Source organism: Pseudomonas sp. Marseille-QA0892 (genome assembly GCF_054950135.1).
Window position 1 is genome coordinate 1,928,299 of record NZ_CM143104.1, and the last position, 12,483, is coordinate 1,940,781.

Consider the following 12,483-nt stretch of genomic DNA (forward strand, 5'->3'; position numbering starts at 1 on the left):
GCGCCGATTCACAGCGGCAATTCGTTCAATTCTACGACCGCCGTAATTGCCTGTGCTTTCCCATCCCACATGTAGCGCAAGTGAGGCCCCTGCACCGGCAGGGATACCGCTCTGGGCTTGAATGCGGCAACACACTCGCCGCCAGGGAAGCGCACACTTCGGTAGAGAAGTCCCCACTCGCCTGCCTCGCGCTTTTCACGGGCAAACGCCTGGCTGATTCCATAGGTAGCGAGCGATGGATCATGAAGATGCGCATCGTTCCGAACGTCGAACATCGCTTCGACCACTTCGTTGATGTAGGTGCGCATCGTGATTTCGATGCTCGGTTCACGCGTCGCGGCTAGAAAACGCTCCTGGTGGAACCGCGTTTCGGCGATCGCCGCCTGCAGTGAATCGGCACAGTAATAAACGCCAAAGCTTCCGTCGGTGAACCGACTGGCGTTGCCAATGTGCGTATACGCCGCCATCACTGCTGTCGAGCCAGGTCCGCTCACGCGGTCACTCGGTGGTACCCGGCTTAGCTTTCCCGTTTCTTCCATCAGGCGATCGTTAGTAAGCCCCTCGATCGCGAATGCCAGGTCAAGGTCATCCGGATCGAGCGTGTCTTCGAACACGCTGATGGGTGGAAAGCAACTGTTGATGAGCCGATAGGCCTTCTTCCAGCGGGGACGTACCCGTGACATGCCCTACCCCCTGACCCCGTCCAGGTAGCGACGCACGTCCGCCATATCCACGACCCTGCCACAGAGCATGTACTCGAGCGCAGACTTTCCGTTGAACGGTGCAGCATCGTTCTCCTTGTGGACCCAGGCATAGGCGCGATCAGGCTGCTGGCTGAAAAGAATGCGCAATGCCTTGTGGATCCCCATGAGATAGGAGATTCGCTCCATCGTGTCATGCGGCAACCTTACGGCGGGCAATTTTCGATACTTGAAGTACGTGGTGTTGCCGATCGAGCCCAGGAGGACCCGTTGCTGCTCCCGATTACACTTCCAGTGCTCCATCAGGTTGAAGAAGAACTTCAACGCAACGCGTCCGGCTTCGGCGCCATCGGTAGCAGTCTGGACTTCGGGAGAAGGGGTAGCCATGGATGCCTCGAACGATACGGTATGAGAGCAGCATACTCCTCATGCGTATTGATTCAAGTATTTATTTCGCATCCGAATAATGGGTTGGAGCTTCCGGCACCGTTGCGGTGCCGGAAGCGATGACGCTTAACGCGTTGGACGCAATAGCAGAATGGCCAGGGGTGGCAGATCGACCGTGATCGAACTGGATTCACCGTGGCTTTCCACCTCCTCAGTCATTACCCCGCCGCCGTTTCCGACGTTGGAGCCTCCGTAGCATTCCGCATCGCTGTTAAACACTTCCTGCCAGTGGCCTTTGCAAGGCACGCCGATTCGGTACCCGTGACGTACGACAGGCGTGAAATTCACAACAGCCAGCACCGGCTCACGGTTCTTACTCCAGCGCAGCCAGGCATAGACGCTATTGGCGAAATCGTCCCCGATCAGCCACTGGAAGCCCTCAGGTCGGTCGTCCTGCTCATAGAGGGCCGGCTCGCTCCGGTAGACGCGGTTCAGATCCGATACGAGCTTGTGCACCCCCTGGTGGTCCGCATAGTTACTCAATAGGTACCAATCCAGTTCATGGTCATGGCTCCACTCACGCCATTGGCCGAACTCTGCCCCCATGAAGAGTAACTTCTTGCCCGGATGCGCCCACATGAACCCGAGGTAGGCTCGGAGGTTGGCAAACTTCTGCCAGCGATCACCAGGCATCTTGTCAATGAGCGAATGCTTCCCATGCACCACTTCATCGTGCGAGATCGGCAGGACGAAATGCTCCGAGAAGGCGTAGACCAGCCCAAACGTCATCTTGTCGTGGTGGTACTGGCGATTGATCGGGTCCTCGGAAATGTACTTGAGCGTGTCGTGCATCCAGCCCATGTTCCACTTGTACGAGAAGCCCAATCCGCCTACTTCGGTCGGCCGGCTCACGCCCGGCCATGCCGTTGATTCTTCGGCGATGACCATGGCCCCCGGGACCTCGAGCTTGACGACGTCATTGAGGTGGCGCAGAAAGTCGATCGCCTCCAGGTTCTCGCGCCCGCCGTAGCGATTGGGAATCCATTCGCCGTCCTTGCGTGAATAGTCGCGGTAAAGCATGGAGGCAACGGCGTCCACACGCAGACCGTCGATGTGGAAGTGCTTGAGCCAATGCAACGCGGACGCCAGCATGAACCCGTGCACTTCAGTGCGACCCAGGTTGTAGATGTAGGTATCCCAGTCCTGGTGGAAGCCTTCGAATGGATGCGCGTATTCGTACAGCGCCGTACCGTCGAATTGACCGAGGCCGTGGCTATCGGTCGGGAAGTGTGCCGGTACCCAGTCGAGGATCACACCAATATCCGCCTGGTGGCATGCATCGACGAACGCCGCGAAGTCCTTGGGCGAGCCGTAGCGTGCGCTTGGCGCGAACTGCGAAAGCAGCTGGTAGCCCCATGACCCCCCAAAGGGGTGCTCCATGATGGGCATCAGCTCGATGTGCGTGAAGCCCAGTTCCTTGATGTACGGGATCAGCCGCTCGGCCAACTCGTGCCAGTTATACGTGCGTCCTTCGCTACCGCCCTCCTTCTGCCACGAACCGGCATGCAGCTCGTAGATGGACATGGGCGCTGCAACGCTTTGACGTTCGGCACGGCGGTTGATCCACTCACCATCGTTCCAATGAAAGTCATACGGCTCGGCTACCACCGACCCGGTTTCCGGAGGCGCCTGGGTGGCGAGCGCCATAGGGTCGGCCTTCAGCGGGAGAACACCATTCGGGCCGAGGATTTCGAACTTATAGATTTCGCCTGGCTGGAGCCGCGGTACGAAGATCTCCCAGACGCCTGCGGGATGGCGGAGACGCATGGGATGCCGCCGACCGTCCCAGCCGTTGAAGTCGCCAACAACCGACACACGACGCGCATTCGGCGCCCATACCGAGAAGCGGACACCCTGCACACCTTCGACTTCCATGTACTGCGCGCCCAGGCACTGCCCGAGGTTTCGATGGTTGCCTTCGGCAAACAGGTAGATGTCCATTTCCCCCAACAATGGGCCAAAGCTGTAGGGGTCCTCGGTCACTTGCGTGCCGCTGGCCCAGCGGATGCGCAACAGATAAGCACTAGGCTGCGGCAACCTCGCCATGAAGAGGCCAGGGAAGCGACCGTCTTGCTCCATCGACGCGAGTTCGCGTTCTGTTCCCCGCTCGAGGAGGTCCACGCCCAACGCGTTTGGCAAATAGGCACGAACGATCAGGCCTTCGCCATCAGGGTGTGGGCCCAGTAGTGCAAATGGGTCACCATGCTGCGCCATCACCAGCGCACCGAACGCTGCCTCGTCCAGCGGTATCGCGTTTTGCGACGAGCTCATCAGTGTGGATCTCCTTCGGATAGGTGTTGTGCCAATTCGACCAGGCCCCGTAGTGGAACGGACAGCCAGGCCGGGCGATTTTCTGCTTCGTATGCGACCTCATAGGCCGTCTTCTCGAGAATGAACAGATCGAGTGCTGCTTCTTCGCCACCGTCTTCTGCCCATTGATGGGGCACACCGGCGGCCGCTTCTCGATATTGGGAGAGGAACAACTCTCGTGCACGCTGGCGATAGGACTCCGCAACCCGCTCACGAATTCGCCCCGTTTCTTCAGAAGAGTCACTGGTCTGTACATTGCGCAGCGCCATGGCGGCGGCATAGTCGAACGAGCGCAGCGCACCGGCGACGTCTTTCAACGGGCTGGTCTTGGCGCGACGTTCGTGCAGCGGCCTTGCCGGCTCGCCTTCGAAGTCGATGAGATAGGCATCGTCCTGCACCACGAGAACCTGTCCCAGATGGAGGTCTCCGTGCACGCGGATACGGGCGCCGCCGAGCGCGCGCTTGGCGAGAATCTCGATCTGGTCCAATAGGCGCTGGCGACTGGACAGCAGGACGTCGACCTCCCCCTGGAGCGCCTCATCGAATCCACTGCGACGTTGCTCGACCAGTTTCAGGGCATGATCGAGTTCCCCACCAATACTCTTGGCCCATGCAGCAGCCGTCGCATCGTCGGTGTACTCAACCTTGAAATCAGGCTCATCGCCACCCGCCAGCACCTGGTGCATTTCACCCAGGCGCTTTCCGAACATGCCGACAAAGGACTCGAGCTCCTCCATCGCGCTGTAGGCTGTTTCAGCATCAGCCGCGCCGCCCGCGATCTCGTCGCGGATTGCGCGCTCCAGCCCATTCTGCGTCCACTCCCAGGCATCACCCTGGTTATGCAGGAAGCCCTGAGCCAGCATCAGGACATGCTCGTTGCCCTCCTCGTCCACGCGACGCAGGTCGCCATACAGCGGGGCGATGTATTCGAAGCCGTGACGGGTCAGGAACCCGACCATTTCCAGCTCGGGATGGACGCCGCTGGCCACGCGGCGGATAAGCTTGAGTACCAGCTTGCCATCCACAACAGCCGACGTGTTCGATTGCTCGGCCGACAACACCTTGACCGGCGCATCTTCCGCCAGCTCCATGGATTGGAGCGCAGGCATCGCGGAGAACTTGAGCGCTCCACCCGCGCATGGGAGCTCCAGGCCGTTGCGCATGCCATTGAGCACTGCGCGAACGAAGTGATCGAGTGTGAATGCATCCGTCAGCAAGCCGACCTGCCGCCCGCGCCGGACGCGTGCGAGCGCCAGCTGTTGGGGTAGCGCGGTGCTGACCTCCTCTTCGGGCAGGAATCCTACCGGTAGCTGGTAACGGTCGCGTTGTTCGCCAGACGTCACTTCGATCTCGCAGAACATGGCTGTTCGCTTGCCTTCACCAAAGCGGACGCCATACAGCAGTTCGACCTTGTCAATCTGGCCGCTTTTTGCGGCGTACCAGCGCCGCTTTGGTAGATAGGTCGGCAGTGCGGTCTGTTCGAGCGTCTGTCGCGACGAACCTTCCAGCAGCTCATCGGCGCTACGCTTGACGACCAGGGTGTGAAATTCGGGCATGGTCTCGACCGGCTCGTTGTGCCAGCTCGGCATCTGCGTTTCCGAGGCGAGCAGGAACCAATAAAACCCATAGGGCTGCAACGTCAGCAGATAACTCAGCTGCCCAATGGGAGGAAATGCGCTTCCGCCAATCATTTCGACGGGGACCATCCCAGCATAGGCGGAGAGGTCCAGCTCAGCAGCCTGCGCGACGCGGGATACGTTCGCCACGCACAAGATTGTCTCCTGCGTGCCATCGGGTCCGCTGTATTCACGCAGGTATGCAAGGATGCGGCGGTTACTTGGCGATAGCATTTTCATCTCGCCGCGGCCAAACGCCTTCTGCTGTTTGCGAACGGCGAGTAGCCGGCGCGTCCAATTCAGCAGCGAATGAGGATCACGCTGTTGAGCCTCGACGTTGATCGTCTGGTAGCCGTAAAGCGGGTCCATGATCGGCGGGAGCACCAGCTTGGCAGGGTCGGCGCGAGAGAATCCGCCATTACGGTCGACCGTCCATTGCATCGGTGTCCGCACACCGTCGCGGTCGCCAAGGTAGATGTTGTCGCCCATACCGATCTCGTCGCCTCAATACAGCACGGGGGTGCCAGGCATCGACAACAGCAGACTATTGAGCAACTCGATGCGGCGACGGTCCCGCTCGACCAGCGGTGCCAGGCGGCGTCGGATGCCCAGATTCAGCCGGGCCCTACGGTCGGACGCGTAGAAATTCCAAAGGTAATCCCGCTCCTTGTCGGTCACCATTTCGAGTGTGAGCTCGTCATGGTTGCGCAGGAAGATCGCCCATTGGCAGTTGTCTGGAATCTCGGGGGTCTGCCGGAGAATGTCGCTGATCGGGAAGCGGTCTTCTTGCGCCAAAGCCATGTACATGCGTGGCATCAGTGGGAAGTGGAAGGCCATATGGCATTCGTCTCCTTCCCCATTCTCATTGCCACCAAAATATGGCCGGGTGTCTTCGGGCCACTGGTTGGCTTCGGCGAGCAGCATGCGATCCGGGTAGTGCTGATCAATCACCGCCCGGATCTTCTTCAGCACGTCGTGCGTTTCGGGCAGGTTTTCGTTGTTGGTGCCTTCTCGCTCGACCAGGTAGGGAATCGCGTCCAGCCGCAAGCCGTCCACGCCCATGTCGAGCCAGTAGCGCATCACCCGTAGCACCGCCTCCAGCACACGAGGGTTGTCGAAGTTCAGGTCCGGCTGGTGCGAATAGAAGCGATGCCAGAAGTACTGTTTAGCGACCGGATCCCACGTCCAGTTCGACTTTTCCGTGTCGATGAAGATGATGCGCGTCTCGGAAAACTTCTGGTCAGTGTCGGACCAGACGTAAAAATCCCGGGCACTCGACCCGGGCTTTGCCCGCCGGGCACGCTGAAACCAGGGGTGCTGGTCAGAGGTGTGGTTGATGACGAGTTCAATGATGACGCGCAGACCACGCTTATGGGCTTCGCTAATAAACCGCTTGGCATCTGCGCGCGTGCCATAGTCAGGGCTGACATCGCGGTATTCCGCGATGTCGTAGCCGTCGTCGCGACGCGGTGAAGGAAAGAATGGCAACACCCAGATGGTGTTGACGCCGAGGTCGGCAATGTAGTCGAGCTTCTCGATCAGGCCAGCGAAATCGCCAATGCCGTCACCGTTGGCGTCGTAGTAGGACTTCACATGCACCTGGTAGATGACCGCATCCTTGTACCAGAGTGGATCTTCGATGAAGTCCGCAGTCATGGGCATTGCTTGGGCTTTCGCCATTTCAGTGAATGTCCCTTCAGCCGTTTAGGGGTGAGAACCGCCAGATACCGAATGGCAACTGGTTCGGGTCGAGTCGGGTGAACTGCGTCTTGCCGTGCCAGTGCCAGCGGTGGCCGTTCATCAGGTCCTCACCCTGCGTGGTGGCGTCGTCCGGCAGGCCAAACTCCCAGAGCGGAAGCTCGAAATGCGCCTCGTGAGCGTTATACGGATCGAGGTTGACGGCGATCAGGATGAAATTCGATAGGTCGGCGGTGCGCTTGCCGAAGTACAGGATGTTGTCATCCCAGCAGTTGTAGACCTGCAGGCCAAGGTGGGTCTGCAGGGCCGGGTTCTGACGTCGGATGCGATTGAGCTGGGCAATCTCGGCAATGATGTTGCCTGGCGCGTTGTAGTCGCGGGGGCGTATCTCGTACTTCTCGGAATCCAGATACTCTTCCTTGCCGGGTACAGGCGCCGATTCGCACAGCTCGAACCCGGAATACATGCCCCACAGACCAGAGCCCATGGTCGCCAGCGCCGCCCGGATCAGGAACCCCGGTCTGCCGCTGTTGTGCAGGAAGAAGGGATTGATATCCGGCGTGTTCACGAAGAAGTTCGGCCGGTAGCACTCACGCAGCGGGGATTCGTTGAGTTCGGTCAGGTACTCGGCCAACTCGGCCTTCGTATTGCGCCACGTAAAGTAGGTGTAGCTCTGATTGAAGCCGACCTTGCCGAGGCGTGCCATCATCGCGGGACGGGTGAAGGCTTCGGACAGGAACATGGTGTCGGGGTGCTTGCTGCGAACGTCCCCGATCATCCACTCCCAGAATGGCAGCGGCTTGGTATGCGGGTTGTCGACACGGAAAATCTTCACGCCCGCCTCGACCCAATGCAGGATGACGTCGCGCAGGGCGATCCAGAGGTCTGGGACAGCGTCGTCGGCATAGAAATCGACGTTGACGATATCCTGATACTTCTTCGGCGGGTTTTCCGCATAGCGAATGGTCCCGTCCGGCCGCCAGGCAAACCAGCCGGGATGCTGCTCAAGCCAGGGGTGGTCCTGAGAACACTGGATGGCGAAATCCAGCGCAATCTCCAATCCGTGGTTAGCGGCTTCACTGACCAGAGCCTTGAAGTCGTCCAGGGTCCCGAGTTGGGGATGGATGGCGTCGTGCCCGCCGTCGGGGCTACCGATCGCATAGGGGCTTCCCGGATCGTCCGGCCCTGCGTTCAGGGAGTTGTTTGGGCCCTTGCGGTGGGCCCGGCCGATGGGATGGATGGGCGGGAAATACAGCACGTCGAATCCCATGTCGCGAACCACGGGCAGGCGACCCATGACGTCGCGCAGCGTGCCGTGACGGTTAGCGTCATCCGTCTGGGAGCGGGGAAACAACTCATACCAGCTCGCGAAGATGGCCCGCTCGCGCTCGATCTCCAGCGGGTAAAGGCGCGTAACCACGCGATGGGGCTTGGCGTCGGCGGCGGCCATCGCGGCGTTCACTTCTGCGGAAAGGAGGAAGTTGACGCGATCGTCCAGAGCGTCATGCTCAGCAGGCATGCGCTCGAGCAGCGCATCCAGCACCTCGCGGTTCTCGCCATCGCTGCGATTCCGCGCCGCTTCCAGGTGTTGACGCCCTTCGGTCAGTTCCAGGTGAACCTGGACACCGGCCGCATGCTTCTTGCCGAGCTCATAGCGGTAAGTCTCGTAGATATTCCACCAAGCCTCGACCTGAAACTGGTGGCGCGCTACGCGGTTCGGGGAGAAGTGTGCCGTCCAGTAGTCGTTGCCCGCGGGGACGAGCTTTTCCCTGTGCCAGTCCTGTTCGTCCTCGGCACGCCAGAGCAGCGACGCTGCCAGCTGGTCGTGCCCGTCAGCGAAGATTCGGCAGCGGACGTCGATGCGCTGATTGACGATGCCCTTCACCGCGAATCGACCATCGTCCACCGACGGCGTGACCGATTCGATCGCAATACGCGGCATGCGTACAGCATCCTCCAGGCTTAGAACTTCGCCAGGCGCGGGGTGCCAATGTGCGTCATGCGACGGAGCGTAGGTCATCGGGGTCCTCTCCTCGGGTATTCGGGTCGGTTGCTCCCAGGCGAAGGCTTGGGTGGAGTGCCTTCGGTAATGCCTGACTACGGAACGGATCATGGAAGCGGCGAGCAATCGCAATCAGCGTTGGCTGGCGGAGTCCGGTTATATCCAAAGGCGAATGAAGCCAATGGGACCGGGGGCCTGCGGTCGACGAGGTGCGCTGTCGCTGGTCTGTTCATTCGAAGCAGCACGCTGATCAAAGTTCACTGCCGCTCAACGGGCCGGCCAAGCCCCTACGCCGCATGGTGTGGGTGTTTGCTGCCCTTGGGCGGGAAGTAAGCGAGACGGTACGGGCAGCAACCGCCTACGCTGGAAGTGCCGGCGAATAGTCGCCTGCACTCTGCGTAGGCGACAGACCCGACGAGCTACGTCGCCGTGCGGCTATCCGGCTGGGGGCGTCCCGGCGTGAGACGCCCCCGGAACGCTGGTTTAGCCGGTCTTCTTACGTGGGGTACGTGATTTGGACGTGGTCGACTTCCGAGTACTTCCGCTCGAGGACGACTTGCTTGATGAAGATGCCTTCGACTTCGTGGCGGGCTTCGCAGATGAAGATTTGCCCTTGTCGCCGCCGCGCAGGCTTCGCTTGAGCAGTTCGCTGAGATCGATCACTTCTGCGCCGCTCGAAGCATCGCCTCCATCATCTGCCTCGCCAACGGACTCGATATGCCCCTTGCTCGCCTTCTCCTCGACAAGTGCCATGATCTTGTCTTCGAACGAGTCGCGGTACTGAGATGGATCCCATTTGTCGCTCATGTCATCCACAAGCCTTACGGCCATGTCCAGCTCGCGCTTGTTGATGTCCGGACGAAGCGCGTCTTCATCGAGTTCCAGCGCGTCGATGCCCCGCACCTCGTTGCCCCAGCGCAACGTGTTGAGTACAAGTGCATCGCCCATCACCATGACAACGGCCAGGTGCTGCTTGGTATGCAGCACGACATTGGCGAGCCCGGCCTTACCGGTCTTCTTCAGTGTTTCGCGCAGCAAGGCATATACCTTCTCGCCACGCCGTTCGGGCTTCAGGTAGTAAGGTCGATCAATGAAGGTGAACGGGATTTCGGCCGCCTCCACGAACGCGATGATGTCCACGGTTTGGGTCGCTTTCGGATGCGCCTTTCGGATTTCGTCCTCGCTGATCACCACGTAGCGCCCTTTTTCGTACTGGACGCCTTTGACGATGTTCTCCCGGTCCATGTCCTCGCCGGTGGTCTTGTTGATCCGCTTATAGCCGACGGGGTCCATGGTTCGCTTGTCGAGCCAGTCGAAGTCGATACCCTGCCGGGTCGTCGCCGGTACGAGTGCGACGGGAATATGTACAAGACCGAAGCTGACCGCGCCTTTCCAGATGGTACGTGCCATGACCTTTTTCCTTCGTGAGGTGCCTACGGAGGACTCGGCGCCGCTTGCAAAAGTTCGCGCAGGATTTTCCGTAGGACCGTTGAAGCGCGAGGCAAAGACGGCAAGCCCGGGCAAATAAAAAACCCCGGTAACGCAGCGCGTCGCCGGGGTTTTGCAAGGGCCATGGTCAGACCTTGAGGACCACCCGCCCTCGTTTTGGGCCAGACTCCTGGTACCGGTGGGCTTCGACCACCTCTTCGAAACGGAACGTCCGGTCGATGTCCGTACGGAACAGCCGATCAGTCGTCAACTGATCGATGTATGTCAGCGCTTCACGCATTGCAGGCTCGTTGCGCGGAATCCCCATCTCCGTCAGGCCCGTAAAGTCATGCAGGCAATGCACGAAGAATTTCAGGCTCTTTTCGAAGGCGGCACATGCTGGGAACGGCGTTTGGTTACCGCCCATAAGGCCGTAGAGAATCAGCTTGCCGCGCTGGGCCATCACGTCGCCCAGCAGCCCCATCTGAGGACCGCCGCACGCGTCGAGAACAACGTCCATGCCGTGGCCGTCCGTAAGCCGCTGAACGCGCCCCACGATGTCCTCTTCTTCGGTCACGATAACCTTTTCGGCGCCCAGCGAGAGCAAGTATTCGCGGTCATCGCCATCGTCGGTGGTGGCGAACACTCTGGCGCCCATTTGATGGGCGAGCTGGAGTGTCGCAGGTCCGGAACAATGGCAGGCATTGGTGATGAGCACATTCTGCCCCGGCCGCAGGGTAGCCAGATAGTTGTAGGCAAAGTAGCCGATCAACGCGCCGCGATAATGCACGCAGGCTTCTTCGGGGGTCAGGTTGGCTGGATAGCGCGCGACCGAACCGACCGGCATGCACATTTGTTCGCCGTACGCCGGATAGGTGTTGACGTCGTGCCCGCCTGGAAAACTGGCGACACGGTCTCCCACTGCAAAAGCAGTAACATCTGGCCCGATCGCGTCGATGATGCCCGCCAGTTCGTTGCCAAGGCCTGACGGAAGGCGCGCATGCAGCGGGGCCATGTCCTGGCGCCAGAGCGCGTCGTTCCAGCTGACGCCGATTGCTTCGACACGGATGCGTACTTCACCGGCACCGGGCTCGCGGACAGGTTCGTCCTCGACCTTGAGCACATCGGGCGGTCCGAACTGGTGGAAGCGGATCACGCGTGGCATAGGATCCTCGTCTAATTACTACGTTATGGGGTGACTTTATCCGCCTTGCTTCGTCAACTCCACCCGTGACTATCAATAGTTTCCATGTCCAGCGGTGATGAGGGCAAGCTACTCTTCTTCGACAGCCATCCGTCGTATGATGCGCGCTGCCTCTCCGACCGCCCTGATGCCGCACGAGCCCTGGTATGAATCGCAACGACCTGCGCCGACTCGATCTTAACCTGCTGATCGTGTTTGAAACGCTGATGCACGAGAAAAGCGTCACGCGTGCGGCCGAGAAACTGTTCCTTGGGCAGCCGGCCATCAGTGCTGCTCTCGCCCGGCTTCGCAGCCTCTTCGATGATCCATTGTTCGTGCGGACCGGCCGCACGATGGAGCCCACCACGCGCGCGCAGGAGATCTACGTGCTGCTGGTGCCCGCCCTGGATTCGATCTCGACGGCTATCAGCCGTGCGAGCAGCTTCGATCCGGCAACCAGCAAGCAGGCTTTCCGGATCGGGTTATCGGATGAAGTCGAATTCGCGCTGCTGCCCGCATTACTTCGGCGGATCCGCACCGAAGCGCCCGGGGTGGTGCTGGTCATTCGCCGGGCAAACTACCTGCTCATGCCCGGCATGCTGACTACAGGCGAGATATCGGTAGGTGTGAGCTACACCGACGAGTTGCCGGCTAACGCCAAGCGCAAGACGTTGCGGCGGAGCAAGCCGATGGTGCTCCGAGCCGACACCATTCCTGGCCCGCTAAGCCTCGACGACTTCTGCAAACGCCCCCACGCGATGGTCTCCTATGCAGGCGATCTCAATGGCTTCGTGGACGACGAACTCGCCATGCTGGACCGCCAGCGCCATGTCGTGCTCGCCGTGCCTCAATTCAATGGGCTCAATTCGCTGATCGCCGGATCAGACATCATCGCCACAGTCCCTGACTTCGCGGCCGCCACGCTCACGGCTGCGGGTGGTCTGCGCGCAGAGCCCCTGCCCTTCGAGCCCAAGACGTCGTTCAGCCTGTCCATGGTTTGGCGCGGCGCCCAGGACAACGACCCGGCCGAGCGCTGGCTTCGCTCGCGTATCCAGATGTTCATGGGCGACCCCGACATGCGGTGAGGCGCATGGCGTG

Annotated in this window: 7 protein-coding genes and 1 pseudogene; 1 reads left to right on the plus strand and 7 read right to left on the minus strand. The window is 60.4% G+C overall.

Translation table 11 applies throughout. From position 1 onward, the window contains the following. Window positions 1–8: 8 nt before the first annotated feature. From ACY8D3_RS08990 to ACY8D3_RS09020, 7 genes and pseudogenes are all read right to left on the minus strand, one after another. Window positions 9–683, minus strand: a complete 675-nt coding sequence (locus tag ACY8D3_RS08990; protein ID WP_462383497.1) for an RES family NAD+ phosphorylase — start codon at window positions 681–683, stop codon at window positions 9–11. Between the two features lie 3 nt (window positions 684–686). Continuing rightward, a complete protein-coding gene (locus ACY8D3_RS08995; protein ID WP_462383499.1) occupies window positions 687–1,088 on the minus strand; it encodes an MbcA/ParS/Xre antitoxin family protein in 402 nt (133 codons plus the stop codon). A gap of 126 nt (window positions 1,089–1,214) precedes the next feature. Beyond that, on the minus strand, window positions 1,215–3,419 hold the full coding sequence (gene glgB, locus ACY8D3_RS09000) for a 1,4-alpha-glucan branching protein GlgB (RefSeq protein ID WP_462383501.1): 2,205 nt from the start codon (window positions 3,417–3,419) through the stop codon (window positions 1,215–1,217). Then, window positions 3,419–6,736 (minus strand): annotated as a pseudogene (gene treS / locus ACY8D3_RS09005) (maltose alpha-D-glucosyltransferase). Before treS ends, glgB begins: the two are co-directional and overlap by 1 nt. A gap of 34 nt (window positions 6,737–6,770) precedes the next feature. Then, window positions 6,771–8,792, minus strand: coding sequence for an alpha-1,4-glucan--maltose-1-phosphate maltosyltransferase (locus tag ACY8D3_RS09010; protein WP_462383503.1), 2,022 nt, complete (start codon window positions 8,790–8,792; stop codon window positions 6,771–6,773). Between the two features lie 465 nt (window positions 8,793–9,257). Continuing rightward, window positions 9,258–10,184, minus strand: coding sequence for a non-homologous end joining protein Ku (ku, locus tag ACY8D3_RS09015; RefSeq protein ID WP_462383505.1), 927 nt, complete (start codon window positions 10,182–10,184; stop codon window positions 9,258–9,260). A gap of 166 nt (window positions 10,185–10,350) precedes the next feature. Beyond that, a complete protein-coding gene (locus ACY8D3_RS09020; protein WP_462383507.1) occupies window positions 10,351–11,367 on the minus strand; it encodes a zinc-dependent alcohol dehydrogenase family protein in 1,017 nt (338 codons plus the stop codon). Between the two features lie 185 nt (window positions 11,368–11,552). Here ACY8D3_RS09020 and ACY8D3_RS09025 point away from each other — a divergent pair, with 185 nt between their 5' ends. Next, on the plus strand, window positions 11,553–12,470 hold the full coding sequence (locus ACY8D3_RS09025; RefSeq protein ID WP_462383509.1) for a LysR family transcriptional regulator: 918 nt from the start codon (window positions 11,553–11,555) through the stop codon (window positions 12,468–12,470). Window positions 12,471–12,483: the final 13 nt, after the last annotated feature.